The 17,482-nt window shown below is 60.6% G+C and carries 10 protein-coding genes; 8 read left to right on the forward strand and 2 right to left on the reverse strand.

Going from position 1 to position 17,482, the window contains the following annotated elements:
- The first annotated feature begins 1 nt into the window (after nucleotide 1).
- From PVT68_RS08720 to PVT68_RS08750, 7 genes are all read left to right on the forward strand, one after another.
- Nucleotides 2–991 (forward strand): aldo/keto reductase, encoded by a 990-nt coding sequence (locus tag PVT68_RS08720; RefSeq protein ID WP_280322348.1) that lies wholly within the window; start codon nucleotides 2–4, stop codon nucleotides 989–991.
- A 45-nt stretch (nucleotides 992–1,036) separates the two neighbouring features.
- Nucleotides 1,037–2,827 (forward strand): glycoside hydrolase family 9 protein, encoded by a 1,791-nt coding sequence (locus tag PVT68_RS08725; RefSeq protein ID WP_280322349.1) that lies wholly within the window; start codon nucleotides 1,037–1,039, stop codon nucleotides 2,825–2,827.
- Entirely contained in the window at nucleotides 2,820–4,424 is a 1,605-nt protein-coding gene (locus PVT68_RS08730) for a GH35 family beta-galactosidase (RefSeq protein WP_280322350.1), read from the forward strand. The genes PVT68_RS08725 and PVT68_RS08730 overlap by 8 nt, the downstream gene beginning before the upstream one ends.
- Before the next feature lie 114 nt (nucleotides 4,425–4,538).
- Entirely contained in the window at nucleotides 4,539–6,269 is a 1,731-nt protein-coding gene (locus tag PVT68_RS08735; RefSeq protein ID WP_280322351.1) for a glycoside hydrolase family 43 protein, read from the forward strand.
- A gap of 112 nt (nucleotides 6,270–6,381) precedes the next feature.
- Nucleotides 6,382–9,108 carry an HTH-type transcriptional regulator MalT gene (gene malT / locus PVT68_RS08740; RefSeq protein WP_280322352.1) on the forward strand — a complete coding sequence of 909 codons (2,727 nt, stop codon included), beginning with the start codon at nucleotides 6,382–6,384 and terminating at the stop codon, nucleotides 9,106–9,108.
- Nucleotides 9,109–9,266: 158 nt separating this feature from the next.
- Nucleotides 9,267–10,919: an alpha-amylase family glycosyl hydrolase gene (locus PVT68_RS08745; protein ID WP_280322353.1), complete on the forward strand. Its 1,653-nt coding sequence runs from the start codon at nucleotides 9,267–9,269 to the stop codon at nucleotides 10,917–10,919.
- A 584-nt stretch (nucleotides 10,920–11,503) separates the two neighbouring features.
- Complete coding sequence (locus tag PVT68_RS08750) at nucleotides 11,504–12,097, forward strand: L,D-transpeptidase family protein (RefSeq protein WP_280322354.1); 594 nt, start codon at nucleotides 11,504–11,506, stop codon at nucleotides 12,095–12,097.
- An 81-nt stretch (nucleotides 12,098–12,178) separates the two neighbouring features.
- On the opposite strand, the gene PVT68_RS08755 is transcribed toward PVT68_RS08750, so the two are convergent.
- The gene (locus tag PVT68_RS08755) at nucleotides 12,179–13,558 is read right to left on the reverse strand and encodes an alanine/glycine:cation symporter family protein (RefSeq protein WP_280322355.1); all 1,380 of its coding nucleotides are present in this window, start codon (nucleotides 13,556–13,558) and stop codon (nucleotides 12,179–12,181) included.
- A gap of 138 nt (nucleotides 13,559–13,696) precedes the next feature.
- On the reverse strand, nucleotides 13,697–14,431 hold the full coding sequence (locus PVT68_RS08760) for a FadR/GntR family transcriptional regulator (protein ID WP_280322356.1): 735 nt from the start codon (nucleotides 14,429–14,431) through the stop codon (nucleotides 13,697–13,699).
- 435 nt (nucleotides 14,432–14,866) lie between these two features.
- On the opposite strand from PVT68_RS08760, the gene PVT68_RS08765 reads away from it, so the two are divergent.
- Nucleotides 14,867–17,431, forward strand: a complete 2,565-nt coding sequence (locus PVT68_RS08765; RefSeq protein WP_280322357.1) for a glycoside hydrolase family 95 protein — start codon at nucleotides 14,867–14,869, stop codon at nucleotides 17,429–17,431.
- Nucleotides 17,432–17,482 lie beyond the last annotated feature (51 nt).

Below are 17,482 nucleotides of genomic sequence, written 5' to 3' on the forward strand. Positions count from 1 at the left end.
CATGCACACACGCACACTGGGAAAAACCGGGTATCAGGTCAGCGAAATCGGCCTCGGCTGCTGGCAGCTCGGCGGCGACTTTGGTCCGGTAGAGGATGACACCGCAAACGCGATTCTTCACACCGCGCTCAGCAGCGGCATCAACTTCTGGGATACCGCTGATGTCTACGGCGGCGGCGCAAGTGAGCGGCGTATCCGCGCCTTTCTGCAGGCATCCGGTGATGGCGCACCCGCGCCGATCATCGCCACCAAAGTGGGCCGTGGCGACGGCCTCTATCCGGACGAGTACAGCTACGCCGGCGTGCGCGCTAGCCTGGAAAGCTCCGCCGACCGGCTGGGGGTTGAGACCATTGATCTCGCCCAACTGCACTGCGTTCCGCCACAGGTATTGCAACAGGGTGATATTTTTACCTGGATGGAAGACTTGCGACGCGCAGGGCTGATCCGGCATTGGGGCGCCAGTGTGGAGACTATCGCCGAGGCCTTTACCTGCCTTGAGCAGCCGGGGATCGCGTCGCTGCAGATTATTTTCAATCTCTTCCGCCAGGATGCAGCAGAGGCGCTATTGGATACAGCACACGAGCGCGAGGTGGGCATCATCGTGCGTCTGCCCCTTGCCTCGGGACTGCTCACCGGAAAGCTGACGAAAGAAACAACCTTTGCGCCCAGCGATCATCGCAACTACAACCGTGACGGCGCGGCCTTTTCTGTGGGCGAAACGTTTTCCGGTATTCCTTTTGAACCCGGCCTGGCGCTGGTACGGGAACTCAGCCGCTACCTGCCACAAACCACGGACATGGCGACCCAGGCACTGCGTTGGATTCTGGACCACGAGGCAGTTTCTACGGTAATCGCCGGCGCCTCCCGCCCGCAACAGGTGCTCGCCAACGCGCATGCCTCCAGCTGTCCGCCACTGACGGAATCCACGCACGAGCAGCTGGCTGAATTTTATCGCCGCCAGGTGAGACCAGATATTCGCGGAAACATATAACACATACATCAGGCCCAGCCGCCAATAGTCCTCATGGAGATTGCCATGTCCTCACTACACCGGTTTTTTCCCAATCGATGCAGGGATGCGCTCGCATTTTTAGTCGCTGTCACGCTTATACCAAGCGGAGCGGCTTCAGCTGCCGAGCTGCATCTCAATCAGCTTGGCTTTTTACCGGAGGGCAAAAAAACGGTAGTGATTACCGCGGGCAATCCACTGCAAAAAGCGGAACTCATTGTGAAGCGCCGGGACAATAACCAGCTGGTGACGCGCATCGAACTGCAAGCGGCCAAGGAAAAGACACTCGCCGGTGAACACGCATGGATTGCAGACTTTTCCGAGGTAAAAACCAGCGGAGATTATCTGCTGGAAATTCCTGTGCTGGACATAACCCGCGTGGTTACCGTGGCACCCTCCATCTACGATGCATTGGCGGATGCCAGTATCAAGGCGTTTTATTTTCAGCGCGCCTCCACAGCGTTAGACAAAACCCATGCCGACCTCTGGGAGAGACCGGCGGCGCACCCGGACGACCGCGTGCTGATCCACCCCTCCGCCGCCAGCCCAAAGCGCCCGGCGGGCACAATGGTATCCGCCCCCAAGGGCTGGTACGACGCCGGTGACTACAACAAGTACGTGGTCAACAGCGGTATCACCATGGGCACTCTGATGAGTGCCTACGAGCGCTATCCGGATTTTTTCCGCAACCGAGTTCTGAATATCCCGGAGTCCGACAATCCGGTGCCGGATATTCTGGACGAGGTGCACTACAACCTGGAGTGGCTGCTGGCCATGCAGGACCCGGAAGATGGCGGTGTCTATCACAAACTCACCACCGCAGGTTTTGAAGGCATGGTGGCGGCCCACGAGGCGGTACAGCCGCGCTATATGGTGCAAAAGACCACCGCCGCCGCGCTGGATTTTGCCGCGGTGATGGCGCAGGCAGCGCGGGTCTTCGAGCCCTATTTCCCGAGTGAAACGCCGGGCTATCTGCAAGCCGCGCAACAAGCGTGGCAGTGGGCAGAGAAGAATCCTGACGTTGCCTACCGCCAGGAGCAGCTCAACAAAACCTTCGACCCGGACGTGACCACCGGCGCCTACGGCGACGAGCAGTTTGGCGATGAGCGCCTGTGGGCGGCGGCGGAACTCTATATCGCCACCGGAGAAAAGACCTTCTGGTCCGTCCTCGAGTCCGCATCTACCGAGTACCAGCTACCCAACTGGGGTAACGTGCGCTGGCTGGGTTATTACAGCCTGCTGGCACACAAGCAGCGATTGCCGGAAAGCAGCGGTTCCTGGCGCAGTGCCATCGAAAAAAGCCTGGTGTCAGCCGCCACGCAGCTGCAACAGGCCGGCAGCAACAGCGCCTACCGGGTGCCGATGGTCAGCGAGCCGCGCAACTTTGTCTGGGGCAGTAATGCGGTGGCGGCCAATCAGGGCATTCTGTTGCTGGAAGCATTCCGCATCACCGGCAATACGGACTTTCTGCGCAGTGCCGAAGACACCCGCGACTACCTTCTGGGCCGCAACGCCACCGGTTATTCCTTTGTTACCGGCTTCGGCGACAAGACACCGCAGCACCCCCACCACAGGCTCGCCGCCGCACGCCCGGATCTGCCGCCGTTGCCAGGCTTTCTAGTCGGCGGCCCCAACCCGTCGCAACCGGACGGCTGCACATACCCCAGCAAAGTCGCCGACCTGTCCTACACCGACCACGTCTGCAGCTACGCCAGCAACGAAATCGCCATCAACTGGAATGCGCCACTGGCGTACCTGATCAACGGCCTCAACGCCATCGAAAGTCAGCACAGCGAGGGCTGCCCCCACCATGAATAAACGACTCAGGAATTTCCTTGCCGCCGCCGTCTTGCTGTCACCGCTGTGCAGCTTCGCCGCACTGCCGCAACTGATCGAAACGAACGGCCAGACACAATTGCTGGTAGACGAAAAGCCCTTCCTGATTTTGGGGGGCGAGCTCGGCAACTCCAGCGCCTCCAGCCTCGAATATATGGATGACGTGTGGCTCAAGGCCAGCGCCATGAACATCAATACCCTGCTGGTACCGGTGTACTGGGAACTGCTGGAGCCGGTGGAAGGGCGCTTTGATTTCGATCTGTTGGAAGGGTTGATCGAACGGGCGCGGGAGCAGGAGATAAAACTGGTGCTGCTGTGGTTTGGCAGCTGGAAAAACAGCATGTCCTGTTATGTGCCCTCCTGGGTCAAGCGCGATAGCGAGCGTTTCCCGCGCGCATTCAGTGCCGATGGCAAGCCCCAGGAAATCCTCACCCCGTTCAGTCCCGCCAACCTGCAGGCAGACCAGAAAGCGTTTGCCGCGATGATGCAGTTTCTGGAAAAAACCGACCGCCGCCACAACACCGTCCTGATGGTGCAGGTGGAAAACGAGATCGGCATGTTGCCCAGCGCCCGCGACCACCACCCGCTGGCGGAAACCGCGTTCAAGGCTCCGGTACCGCAACCGTTGATGCAGTATCTGCAGCAGCGCGGTGACGATCTCGAACCGGAATTACGGGCACTGTGGAGCAACAGCAATTTCCGCAGCAACGGCAGCTGGGAAGAAGTCTTCGGTACCGGCAAGGCTGCAGAAGAAGTGTTTATTGCCTGGCACTTCGCCCGCTACGCCGACGGGGTGGCGGGCGCCGGCAAGGCGGAATACGAATTGCCGATGTTCGTCAACGCCGCCCTCAATCGCCCCGGCAAGGAACCTGGCGAATATCCCAGCGGCGGTCCCCTGCCCCACCTGATGGATGTGTGGAAGGCGGGCGCGCCGAATATCGACCTGCTGGTGCCCGATTTTTACAACCCGCGCTTCCAGTACTGGAACGACCGCTACACCCGCCAGGGCGACCCACTGTTGATTCCGGAAATCCGCTTCGATCCGGATGTAGGGGCCAAGGCGCTTTATGCCTTCGGACATTACAACACCCTGGGCTTTTCCCCCTTTTCTGTGGAAACCGGTAGCGACCAGGCCATGATAAGCCTCGCCCACAGCTACAACCTCCTGCACCAGGTGCACACCGGTATTACCAACAGCGAACTGCCCCGCGCCGGCGTTTGGCTGAGCAAGGAAAATCCACAAATGCAATTCACCCTCGGCGACTACCAGTTTACCGCCCGCCACGAGCTCACTCTCGGCTGGTCGCCCGGCGCGAGTGAGGAAACCTGGCCGGAGGCGGGGGCCGCGATTATCCAGACCGGCGACGAGGAATTTATCGTCGCCGGTACCGGTGTGGTGCTCACCTTCGATCACCCGGAAGGCCGCGCCGGTATCGACACCATTCGCGAAGGGCAATTTATCAACGGCAGCTGGTATCCGGGGCGGGTGTTGAACGGCGACCAGAGCCATCAGGGTCGGCATTTGCGGATTGCCGATGGCAGCTGGGAAGTGCAGCTGCTGAAACTGTATCGCTACTGATTGATCGGAAACTCCACTCTGTAGGAGCTTGCTTGCAAGCGAACAGATCCAAGGTCAAAACTTCCTTCGATTCGCCTGCAGGCAGGCTCCTACCAAAACAGGTGCGAACAAAAAATGAAAACAAAAACAAAATTTGAACTGTTGCTGGGCGGATTGGTTTTTTCCTGTATCGCCACCGCCGAAAATATCAGCACCAGCACCGCCACCTTCGACTGGTTCGAATACCGCGGTGACGACCGCGTCTTCGAGCAACCTCTCGCCGCAAATGAATACCGCAACCCGATACTCGCCGGCTACTATCCCGACCCGAGCGTGGAGCAGGTAGGCGGGGATTATTACCTGGTCAATTCCAGCTTCGCGCACTTCCCCGGCATCCCGGTTTTCCACAGCCGCGACCTGGTCAACTGGACCCAGATTGGTAACGTCATCGATCGCCCGGATCAGGTGGACTTTTCCGGACTGGGAATTTCCCGGGGTATTTTTGCCCCCGCCATCAGTTACCACAACGGAACCTTTTATCTGGTGACGACCTGCGTGGACTGCGGGGGCAATTTCGTGGTGACCGCGGAAAACCCCGCGGGCCCCTGGTCCGATCCGGTGTGGCTGCCGGGCATGGGCGGCATAGATCCTTCACTGTTTTTCGATGACAACGGCAGGGCCTATATCGTCAACAACGACGCACCGGCTGAGGAGCCGCGCTACGACGGCCACAGGGCCATCTGGGTACAGGAATTTGATCCGCAGAAACTCACCCTGATCGGCCCGCGCCAACAGATCGTCAATGGCGGGGTGGATATCGCGGAGAAGCCGGTATGGATAGAGGGCCCGCACCTGCTGCGCAGAAATGGCCAGCTGTATCTGATCGCCGCCGAGGGTGGCACCAGCGTCAATCACTCTCAGGTGGTGTTCAAAGCGGACACACCCTTCGGGCCCTTTACCCCGTGGAGCGGCAACCCCATCCTGACCCAACGCCACCTGAATCCGGCGCGGGTAAACCCCGTCACCTCCGTCGGCCACGCGGATTTTGTACAGGACGGCGAGGGCGCGTGGTGGGCGGTATTTCTCGGCACCCGCCCCTACCAGGGCGACTACTACAACACCGGCCGCGAAACCTTCCTGATGCCGGTGACCTGGGATAACGGCTGGCCGCGAATCACCCGCGACGACCAGCCGGTGCCCTATGTGGCAAAACGGCCTGCCCTGCCCGCGCAAGCCGCAGCCGCAACCCCCACTACCGGCAACTTTTCCCTGCGGGAGGAATTCGACACGCCCCAATTGCCACTGCACTGGCTGCAACTGCGCAACCCGTCGTCCTCGTCCTGGTACAGCCTGCAGCAATCGCCGGGCAGCCTGACTCTCACCCCCACCTCCATTGCCCTCGGCGACACCGGCAACCCGGCATTCCTCGCCCGTCGCCAGCAACACCTGCAGGCGAGCGCCAGCACGCGCCTGCACTACCAGCCACAGCGGGCTGGCGATCGTGCGGGTATGGCGGTATTCCAGAACCGCGAGCATTTTTACTTTTTCGGCGTAACCGGCAGCGCAAACGGTAAGCCACAATTGCTCGTCAGCCGACGGGACGGCGACAACAAAGTGCAGGGAGAAACCATTGCCAGCCGGGCACTGGAGCTGCCTGTCGGCCAACCTGTGGATATCCAGCTGCGCATACAGGCCCGCGGGCCGGAATACGACTTCCACTACCGTCTCGGCACCGGTACTGACAGTACTGAAATGACCTGGCAACCGCTGCTGCTGGCGGCAGACGGCCGCGTAGTGAGCACGCGCCGCGCCGGCGGCTTTGTGGGCGCTGTGATCGGCCTCTACGCGTTTACCGACGGGCATTGAGCAGCTCCTCCCCCGAGGGGGAGGACGCGAGCGAACTGCCGGGCTGACACACTAGAGTTGTACAATTGCGCCTTAAATTTCAGTGCCTTGCTCAGCAGAACCGGTCACCGCCATGCTACTAGCCTCGAAGTACAGCCTTCCCGACTGCCCGGAACATACGTTACAGCGGCCGCGGCTGCTGTCGTTGCTGACGCAGAGCCAGAGTGACCAGCTGTTACTTGTGACCGCGCCGGCGGGCTACGGCAAAACCACCCTGGTGGCTTCCTGGGCAGTAGAGCAGGACAACCCGGTGGCCTGGTTCTCCCTCGACAGCGGCGACAACGAACCCGGCCAGTTCTGTCGCTACCTGGTGGAAAGCGTGCACCGCGCCACCGGCAATGGGGTACCGGAAACCCGCAAAATTCTCGCGCCCCAGCAGGTGCCGGACCCGGCCCTGGTAATCAGCCAGATGCTCGCGGAGCTGCGTCACCTGCCGAGCGAACTGCGCATCGTGCTCGACGACTACCACCAGATCGACAATTCCGAAATCCACGACGCTACCCGCTTTCTGCTGCGCCATGCCCCCGCCGGTATCGGTGTGGTCATTACCAGCCGCAGCCAGCCGCCCCTGGGACTCGGTGCCTTGCGCCTGCAGGGCCGGTTGCTGGAGCTCGGCGCCGACGATCTCGCCCTCAGTCTCGAGGAAACCGCCGGGCTGCTCGCCCAGCGCCTGCCCTTCAACCTGGGCAGCGACCGCGTGGCCCAGCTGCACCAGCTCTCCGAGGGCTGGCCGCCGGCGGTGCAGATGTTTGCGCTTTCCGTGCGCAACCAGGAGGAGGTCGACCGCTATCTGGGGGAGCTGGAACAGGGCCACGGCCACATCCTCGACTATCTGGCGGAGGAAGTACTGGAGCGCCTCGACCCGCCCCTGCGGCAATTACTCGCCCGCACCTCCATTCTCACCCGCGTCAACGGCCTGCTGGCGGAGCGTTTAAGCGGCCAGAGCGGCGGCCAGCAACAGCTGGAGCAGGCGGCCAGCCGCGGCCTGTTTCTGCAGGCGCTGGATTCAAGCCGCCAGTGGTTCCGCTTTCACCCGGTGTTCGCGCGCTTTCTGCAGCGCCAGCTCACCGAAGGGGACGAGGTCACCCGGCTGCACCAGATCGCCAGTGACAGCTGGCAGGAGCTGGGGCAACCGCTGGAAGCCCTGCGCCACGCCCTCGCCGCCGAAGACCGCACCCGGGTACACAGGCTGATCGCCGAGCAGGGCGAACAGTTTCTGCGCGAAGGCCAGTTCCGGGTGCTCAATGACAGCCTCAACTGGCTGGGTGAAGACGAGCTCAAGCGCCACGCGCCCTTCGCTCTGCTGGCGGCCAGGCTCGCCCGCGACAGTTTCGACTACGAGCGCTGCAACAAGCTGCTGGCCGCCGCCGAAAGCGCACTGCAACGGCAGGACCCCAAGCAGTGGCAGGCTTTTGAGGGGGCCTTCGCGGCCATGCGCGCACAGGTGTCCGTCGCCCGCGGGCAGATCCTCAAGGCCAAGGAGTACGCCCAGGAAGCCCTCGAACTGCTGCCCCCGGAGCAGGACAGCGAGCGCATTGCCGCACAGCTGGTGATCGGCGAAACCAGTTTCTGCCTCGGCGAGCTGGACCAGGCCATGCACCATATGGAAGCGGTGGAAAAAGCCACCCTCGCCCGTCAGGACATCCCCAATGCCGCCTGGGCCCTGTGCCAGCAGACCGAAATCGCCTTCGCCAAAGGGCTGCTCAAGAAGGCCGCAGCGCTGCAGGCCCGCGCCCAGCGCCTGGTGGAGGAGCACCACCTGGTAGGCCTGCCCATTTCCGAATTCATTCACCGACTCAAGGGCCAACTGCAGTGGGAAGCCTGCGACCTGGACGGCGCCGCCGAATCCGCCCGCCGCGGTATGCAGATCAACCGCAAGGTCGGCGAGCGCTGGTTGCTGCCGGAATACACTCTGCTGTTGAAAGTCGCGCTGGCGCGGGGCGACAAGGACGAGAGCCTGGAGTGGCTGGAGCGGGTGGAGCACCTGCTGGCGGGCGAGCAGTACCACCGCGACTGGGTGGCCAACGCCGACGCCGCGCGTATGCGGGTGTGGCAGGCACTGGAAAATACCGACGCTATTGCCAGCTGGCAGGAACAGGCGGAACCGGTGGCCGACCGCCCCAGCAATCATTTCGAACAATGCTATGGCCGCAACCATGTGCGCGCGCTGATTTCCCTGCACCGCTGGTCCGACGCCAACCGTTTGCTCGGGCGCCTGCAGCAGGTTGCCGAGGAGTGCGGCCTGGTCACCGACCAGCTGCGCAACCGGGTACTCGCCGCCCACCTGGCGTGGCTGCGCGAGCGCCGCGACCAGGCCCTGGAGCATATCCGCGGGGCGCTGACGATCATGCTGGAAAGCGACCTCACTGCCAGCGTCCTGCAAATCGGCAAGCCGCTGATCGTGATTCTGAAGGCGGCACTGGAAGAAGAAGGGGAAGCGGCACTGAGCGAGGCGCAGGCCGAAAAAGCCGAGCAACTGATCAAGCTCGCCCAGCAGCAGCCGGAACTGGGCGGCGGAATTCGTATCGAGCTGGATGAAACCATCGTGCGCGAAATCCTTGCCAGTGACGCCCTCCCCGACTTCCTGCGCCATTCGCCGCTGACCCCGCGGGAATGGCAGGTGCTGAACGCCATTCACTCCGGCCTGTCCAACGAGCGCATCGCCCGGCACTTCAAGGTGGCACCCAGTACCATCAAGACCCACATCCGCAGCCTGTACCAAAAACTGGACGTGAAAGACCGCCAGCAGGCCATCGCCCTGGCGGAACAGCTGCTGCGCTCGGTGCAGGACAAACCCTAGCTGGAATTCGCATGCAAACCGCCGCCACAGGTGGCGTCTGTACGCCTCCCGGAACTTGCCCCAGACCACCCCTCCCCCCCTGTCGGGGGAGGAGGTAAGGCGACACCGGCATCGCCATACTGACCCTAACCTAATAAGTATCCAGTTGGACTCAAGGCATGAGCGGTAACCAAATCACGAATCAAAACGGCGAGTGGTGGCGCAATGGCGTCATTTACCAGATCTATCCCCGCAGCTTCTGCGACGCCAATGGCGACGGGATCGGTGACCTGCCGGGCATCTGCCAGAAACTCGATTACGTGAAATCCCTCGGCGTGGACGCCATCTGGATCTCGCCTTTCTTCAAGTCGCCGATGGCTGACTTCGGCTACGACGTTTCCGACTACCGGGACGTGGACCCCATTTTCGGCAACCTGGAAGACTTCGACCGGGTCATCGAAGGCGCCCACGAGCGCGGTATCCGCGTGATCATCGACCAGATCCTGAGCCACACCTCCGACCAGCACCCCTGGTTCGAGGAAAGCCGCCAGAACCGCGAGAATCCCAAGGCGGACTGGTATGTGTGGGCCGATGCCAAAGAAGATGGCAGCGCACCGAACAACTGGATGTCCAACTTCGGTGGCAGCGCCTGGCGCTGGTGCACCCGCCGCCGCCAGTACTACCTGACCAACTTCCTGAAAGAACAGCCGGACCTGAACCTGCACATCCCGGACGTTCAGGAGCAGCTGCTGGCCGACCTGCGTTTCTGGCTCGACCGCGGTGTCGACGGCTTCCGCCTGGATGCCATCAACCACGCGTTCCACAACCAGTCCCTGCAGGACAACCCCGCGCGCCCGGTGAAACTGGACAAAAACGGTCTGCCGCCGGTGAACAGCTACGAATACCAGTGGCACATTCACGACAAATCCCAGCCAGAAAACCTGGTGTTCCTGCAGCGGGTGCGCGCGCTGATGGAGGAATACCCGGGCACCATGACGGTGGGTGAAGTGGGCGATGACAATACCCACAAAATCATGGCCGAGTACACCACCGACCAGCGCCTGCACATGGCCTACTCCTTCGACCTGCTGTCAGAAGACTGCAGCGCGCAGTTCCTGCGCGACACCCTGGAGAAAAACCGTCAGGTAATCGAGAAAGGTTGGCCCTGCTGGTCCATTTCCAACCACGATGTGCCGCGTTCCTTCAGCCGCTGGAACAGGGGTTTCGAACGCGAAACCGCCATGGCCCGCGCACCGCTGTTCCTGCTGATGCAACTGATGCTGCGCGGGAGTGTGTGCCTGTATCAGGGCGAGGAACTGGGACTGCCGGAAGCGGACGTGGCGTTCGAGGATCTGCAGGACCCCTACGGCATCAATTTGTGGCCGGAATTCAAGGGTCGCGACGGCTGCCGCACCCCCATGCCCTGGTTTAACGGCGGAGAGATCAATGCCGGTTTTTCCAAGGTCAAACCCTGGCTGCCGGTCGCGGACGAACACTACCACCTGGCGGTATCGGTGCAGGAAGACGACCAGCATTCGATGCTGAATCGCTTCCGCGATCTGCTGCAGTGGCACAGCAATCTCAACCCGGCCCTCGCCACCGCAGCGCAGACCATTATCGAAACCGGCAACGACCTGATGGTATTCGAGCGCACCAGCGACAAGGAAGGCTATTTCGTGGCGCTGAATCTGGGTAGCGATGCGGCGAGCTTTACTCTGCCGGCACAGTACCAGGGCAGCGAAGACATTACCCCGGAAGGATTTGGCGGCAGTGTCAGCGGTAACACCGTGGAGCTGCCGGTTGCCGGCGCCAGGGTCTTCCGCAACAGCTGAAGCCAGTAAAATTTCGACGGTTATTGAGAAATTGGCACGCGTATTTTCGTTCGTGCCGAACCCCCAAAACGCAAAATACTCAAAGGGCTACCTCTCAATAAGATCGTCAAGCTTTGTTGCTCTCTCGTCAAAGCACAAATTCCAGGTCTCTGGAATCCTTCAAAGCCGGCTCACAAGCCGGCTTTTTTTTGCCCGCGGTTTGCCATCGGCCATCCCAACCCGCGTTTCCAGCACCTCTCTGTCCGGATCAACTTGTCGGCAATAACACTTCCGCCCGTCATTCCATTTCAATGTAAAAAGCGCCACAAGCCGACCCTAACATGCCTCTCACTTGCCGCCCGTAGCCATTTCCATGTCGCGGTGCAGCAAGCTCATCCCGCGGCCTAACCGGGGTACACCGGCGCGCCGCTTTGGGGAAATACACAGGTTCAATTGATGCACGGCCGCTGCAGGGGCTCGTTTGCCCTGCGGGTTTGTCCTGAAGGCTTCCGCAGCTCTGGAAACTGATCCGGAGACTCTAGCGGTCACCACACCGCCGTGCAGCAATCACCTGCAATTCGCTCGCAAGAGCAGATGAGGTACATATGCAACGTTGTTCTTCCTGGTTGAACAAAATTCTTCTCGGCAGCAGTCTGCTGTTTGCCGCAGCGGCAACCATTGCACCTGTCGCCCAGGCCGGTGACTACCCCCACCCCTACCAGCAGCACAGATCGATGACCGATGGCAGCGCCTGGTGGCGCCGGGATGTGTACGGCGGTGCGGCGCATATCATCATCGACCTGAGTGAGCAGCGCGCGTATTTTTACAAGGGTGATCAGCTCGCCGGTATTTCCCCAATCTCCACCGGCGTTGCCGGCAACCGCACTCCCACCGGCAGTTTCCGCGTTTCCGAAAAAGAGCTGTTTCACCGCTCAAACCTCTACGGCCACTATGTGGATCGCGCCGGTTTCGTGCGTAAAAGCAGTGTGGATGTACGCGTACACAAACGCCCCGCCGGTACCGTTTTCCGCGGTGCGTCCATGGACTTTTTCATGCGTATTAACGGTGCTGTGAGTATGCACGCCGGCAAGGTCACCGGGCGCCCGGAATCCCACGGCTGCATCCGTCTGCCCTGGCATATGGCCAAGATTTTTTACGAGAATGCGCCCATGGGCACCAAGGTCACGGTACGTCATTAACGTACTAGCTGCATTCGACATCCCGTAAAACCAGAAAGGGCAGCTTACGCTGCCCTTTCTGGTGATTAAACCGATTTCAGGTCACGCGCCGGGCGTTCTCGTAAAGTAATCGCGCGCAGCCCGATTCACCCTGCCGGACAGTAACAGCGTCGAAACCATGGTGGGAATCGCCATCAGCGCGTACATCCCGGTAATGACATTGTTAACAATGCTGAGGGATGCCACTGCACCAACCACGATCAACACAATATAAATACCCGTGTACAGAGTCTGCCAGCGGGGACCGAACAGGAAGTTGAAACATTTAACCCCGTAATACCAGTAGGTCACCATGGTGCTGAACGCCAGCGGTATCACCATCACCAGCAACAATAGCGGCCCCCAGCCACCAAACACCTGGGAAAACGCATCCGCGGTCAGGGAAACCCCGGCGATTCCTTCACCGTGCTGCCACACCCCGGTCAGCAGAATCACCAGTGCGGTACAGGTGCAGACCACCAGGGTATCCACAATCGGCCCCACCATCGCCACTACACCTTCGCGCACCGGCTCGGTGGTTTTCGCAGCGCCGTGGGCGAGGGATTCCGAGCCGATCCCGGCCTCATTGGAAAAGGCCCCGCGGCTGATACCGGTGGCAATCACCGTACCCAGTGCGCCCCCCACCGCCGCTTTGCCGGTGAAGGCATCGGTAAATATCAACGCGAACGCCGCCGGTACCTCGCGCCAGAAATAGCCGATCACGATCAGCGTCAGCGCCATATAAAACACCACCATTGCCGGCACCACCCGCACCGCAAAACGACCGATGCGCTGAATACGCCCGGCGATGACCGCCATCACCGCGATGGCGAGCACAACGCCCAGCGTGAGATCGAAAGCCAGCGCGTTTTCTGCACCCACCCAGCCCAGCGGCAGGGCAAAGGATTCGCGCAACAATTGCACCGTCTGGTTGGACTGGAATACTGGTAAAAGTCCGCACAGGCCGGCGAGAGCAAACAGGTAGGCAAGCGGCAGCCATTTTTTGCCGAGTCCCTCGCGAATCACATACATGGGCCCGCCCTGCAGCTCACCAGCAGCGTCGCGACCGCGGTACATCACCGCGAGGGTGGCGGTAAAAAACTTCGTCGCCACGCCTACCAGTGCGGTCACCCACATCCAGAAAATCGCCCCCGGCCCACCGGTACTGATGGCCAGTGCCACCCCGGCAATATTGCCGAGGCCGAGGGTGCCGGAAAGTGCAGTGGAAAGTGCCTGGCGGTGGGGAACCTGGCCCGGGTCATCGGGATTGTCGTACTTGCCCCGCAGCAAATCGATGCTGTGGCCAAGGTGGCGATAGGGGCGCGCGCGGGAGCTGATCAGCAGATACAGCCCGCCCCCTACCAGCAACACCAGTAGCGGCGTGCCCCAAGCATAGGCGACGAAGGTTTCGAGGGCGGATTCAACGGAATCGAGAAAGGACATAAGCGATTTTCCTGGCACAACCAGTCTTGTACAACAAACCGGTTATGCTCGCGCACTGGAGACAAAATCTCAAATCCACAGCAATGCGCGATCAGGAATCAGGGAGCGTTTGAAGCAGACAGACCTTGCCGTTTTGTCTTATCCCGCAGCTTCAACCTTGGCATGGCGAGAGACCAACTCGCCTTCAATCAATGCCAGTGCCTCCGACTGCATCGCCGCGGAGGCACTGCTCGCAGCCGCCGCGTCGCCACTCTCGATAGCGTCATAAAGACGTTTGTGATTGACGTAGCTTGCCGTTGCCACACCCTTGAGACGGTTGGTGTAGCGAATACTGACCCTCAGTGCGGTTTCGATAAAACTGCTGAGCTGGATATAGAAGGGATTGTTGGTGGCGTTGAGGATATTGATATGGAAATCGATGTCCGCGCCCACCGAGTCTCCGAGTCCGTCTTCCGCCGCTTTCATACGCTGCAGCGCCTCGTCGATAGCGGCAATCGCCTCGCGGTCCTGCTCTGCCGCCGCCAGTGCCGCGGCTTCCTTTTCGATGGCCATACGCAGCTGCATAAATTCACGCAGCATTTCCAGAGTCGGGCTGGCACGCAGGATCCAGCCAAGCACGTCGGGATCGAACAGATTCCAGCGGGCGCGCACCTGCACGCGAATGCCCTGGCGCGGGCGAGACGTGATCAGCCCCTTGGCCGTGAGCATCTTGATCGCCTCACGGGTCGCACTGCGGCTGATTCCGTACTCCTCGCACAGGCTGGCTTCTGAAGGCAGTCCATCCCCCGGGCTATAGCGGCCACCGGTAATGGCTTCGCCCAGCGTATGCACCAGTTGCTGGGTCAGATTACGTCCACTGTGCTCTCGATCCACGGTTCCCCACCTGCTTCCAAATCAATGTTTGATAAATATGACAAATGTTACCACCCACGCCAAGCACATGTGTGAAAACAGTGCCCAAAACGCAATATGGCCGCATACCGCGGCGCGTAAAAATGGACATTCAGCCCAACAAATAGTGGGCGCTCACACGCGAAAAACGTCTTTTAAATCAACTAGTTACCACTACAAATGGATTAGCCGCCACGTATTTAGCATATAATTGCGATAAATATTGTAAACGATTACATCTGGTGCTAACTTAATTTTGAAGTGGCGCCGAGACAGCGCAAATAGCCTCCACAAGACCACAAAGACTCGGGTAAAACCCTCTTTAATGACTCGAGTCGGCGCTGAGGCGCCAGACACAACAATAACAAGCAACAATAAATAGCAGTCACAACCAATAACAAAAGCCGTGACACAGCGATGAAACGAGAAACCTTCCGCCCGCGGGTGGAAATACCGCGCGCCCTTTATGCCTTTCCTCTGGCCGGCCTGTGCCTGTTCGCCACCATGCATGTCGTGGCCGACGCGCGGTTGCCGGAAACCACATCGCTGACACTCTGGTTTGACCGCCCCGCCCAGGATTGGGAAACCGAATCCCTTCCCATCGGCAATGGCGCCCTCGGCGCTGCCGTGCACGGAGGTATCGCCCGCGACATCCTGCAATTCAATGAAAAAACCCTGTGGACCGGCGGCCCCGATTCCAGGGAAAACCCCGCAAGCGGTTACGACTACGGCCTACCCCGCGAGCCCCGTAGCGCAGTGCTTGAGGAAATACGCAACCAGCTGCACGCGAGCGACGGCCTGTCCCCGCAACAGGTTGCCGACCGGCTCGGCCACAAGATCACCGGTTACGGCAACTACCAGAGCTTCGCCGACCTGATATTGGAATTCGCCCCCCAGGGGCAAGCCCGCGATTACCGACGCAGCCTGAACCTGCTGGATGGCACCGCCTCTGTCAGTTATCAGGCAAACGGCGTGCGCTACACCCGGGAATACCTCGCCAGCTACCCGGATGAAGTGATCGCCGTGCACCTGACCGCGGACCACCCTGGCAGTCTCTCCTTTAGCAGCCATCTTTCGATTCCCGACAATCGCAGTGCCAATGTCGTTATCCGGGATCAGCGCATCACCGTCAGCGGCGATCTCCACGACAACGGCCTCGGCTACGAAGGCCAGCTACAGCTGATCACCGAAGGCGGCAAAGTGACTGCCAACGAAAACGCACTTACCGTCACCGGCGCCGACAGCGCCACCCTGCTGATTGCAGCAGGCACCAATTACGCCCTGGAGTACCCGCAGTATCGCGGACAAAATCCTCACAGGATGGTGCAGGCACGCCTGGACCGGGCCAGTCGCAAAGTGCGCACTGGCGGCTACCCGGTCCTGCGCGCTGCCCACATCGCCGACTACCGCGCGCTCTTCACCCGCGTGAATTTTTCCTTAAAGCCCTCTCCTGCTCCCTCGTCTGCCCCCTCATCCTGTAGGAGCCTGCCTGCAGGCGAACCGTCAGAATCAGTGAACAATGAATTCGCCTGCAGGCAGGCTCCTACAAAACACACTCCCCCCATAGACCAGTGGCTGAAACAATACGGCCGCGGCGATGCTCAGGCAGACCGCGCCCTGGAAGCCCTCTATTTTCAATACGGCCGCTACCTGCTGATCAGCAGCTCCCGCGCAGGTTCGCTACCCGCCAATCTTCAAGGTGTCTGGAATAATTCCGCCACCCCACCGTGGAATGCCGACTACCACGTCAATATCAACCTGCAGATGAATTACTGGCCGGCGGAAGTCACCAACCTGGCCGAAACCACCGGCCCGCTGTTCGACTTTGTGGATGGGCTGCAGAAACCCGGCGCCATCGCTGCAGAGAAACTCCTCGGTGCCCGCGGCTGGACGCTGTTCCTGAACACCAACATCTGGGGATTTACCGGCGTTATCGACTGGCCCACCGCCTTCTGGCAACCGGAAGCCGGGGCCTGGCTCGCGGACCACTATTACGAACACTACCGTTTCAGTAACGACAAAGAATTCCTGCGCGAGCGCGCTTACCCGATCATGAAAGGCGCTGCGCAAACCTGGCTGGACGCGCTGGTGAAAGACCCTCGGGACGGCAAACTGGTAGTATCTCCCAGCTATTCCCCGGAACACGGCGACTTCACCATCGGCGCCGCCATGTCCCAGCAACTGGTGCACGAGCTTTTCAAAAATACCCGCGATACCGCCAGCCTGCTCGGCGATACCGAATTCGCAAACACGCTCAACGCCTCGCTGGAAAATCTCGATCCCGGTTTGCGCATCGGCAGCTGGGGGCAGCTGCAGGAATGGAAACAAGACCTCGATGATTCACACAATCAGCACCGCCATGTTTCCCAGCTCTACGCGCTGTTTCCCGGCGATGAAATCGGTCCGCACACGCCCGACCTGCTGGATGCTGCGCGCACCTCACTGGAAGCCCGCGGCGATGCCGGTACCGGCTGGAGCCGCGCCTGGAAAGCCGCACTCTGGGCACACCTGAACGACGGCGACCGCGCGCACAAAATTCTCGCCGCCCAATTGAAAGACAGCACCCACCCCAATTTGTGGAGCACCCATCCACCCTTCCAGATCGACGGCAACTTTGGCGCGACCGCGGCCATCGCCGAGATGCTGATCCAATCCGACGACCACAGCATCCAGTTGTTACCCGCCCTGCCCAGCACCTGGACAGATGGCAGCATCAGCGGCCTGCGCGCCCGCGGCGACGTCACCGTGGATTTGCAGTGGCGTGCAAACCGGTTGGACACCGCTCGACTGACCAGTGGTATCGACAGGATCATTGAAATTCAACTGCCGGCAGAGGGTGACTACACCCTGCGCGAAACCGGCAGTGACAAAAGTCTCGCGCTCAACGGAAAAGGCAAACGCCGTAGTTTCTCCGCCCGGGCCGGAAACGGCTACCTCCTGACCCGCAATGCAGTACCGCAATCCGGAATGGCAGGGAGATAGTTCTAGCAGCAGTAAAACGTCTTAAGTAGTGCACATAACAATTCACCATAA

This window comes from Microbulbifer bruguierae (assembly GCF_029869925.1).
GTDB lineage: Bacteria > Pseudomonadota > Gammaproteobacteria > Pseudomonadales > Cellvibrionaceae > Microbulbifer > Microbulbifer bruguierae.

Bases quoted from the DNA above. Each gene is read 5' to 3' on its own strand.
- PVT68_RS08720 (WP_280322348.1), top strand. From the start codon at position 2: ATGCACACACGCACACTGGGAAAAACCGGGTATCAGGTCAGCGAAATC.
- PVT68_RS08725 (WP_280322349.1), top strand. From the start codon at position 1,037: ATGTCCTCACTACACCGGTTTTTTCCCAATCGATGCAGGGATGCGCTC.
- PVT68_RS08730 (WP_280322350.1), top strand. From the start codon at position 2,820: ATGAATAAACGACTCAGGAATTTCCTTGCCGCCGCCGTCTTGCTGTCA.
- PVT68_RS08735 (WP_280322351.1), top strand. From the start codon at position 4,539: ATGAAAACAAAAACAAAATTTGAACTGTTGCTGGGCGGATTGGTTTTT.
- malT (WP_280322352.1), top strand. From the start codon at position 6,382: ATGCTACTAGCCTCGAAGTACAGCCTTCCCGACTGCCCGGAACATACG.
- PVT68_RS08745 (WP_280322353.1), top strand. From the start codon at position 9,267: ATGAGCGGTAACCAAATCACGAATCAAAACGGCGAGTGGTGGCGCAAT.
- PVT68_RS08750 (WP_280322354.1), top strand. From the start codon at position 11,504: ATGCAACGTTGTTCTTCCTGGTTGAACAAAATTCTTCTCGGCAGCAGT.
- PVT68_RS08755 (WP_280322355.1), bottom strand. From the start codon at position 13,558: ATGTCCTTTCTCGATTCCGTTGAATCCGCCCTCGAAACCTTCGTCGCC.
- PVT68_RS08765 (WP_280322357.1), top strand. From the start codon at position 14,867: ATGAAACGAGAAACCTTCCGCCCGCGGGTGGAAATACCGCGCGCCCTT.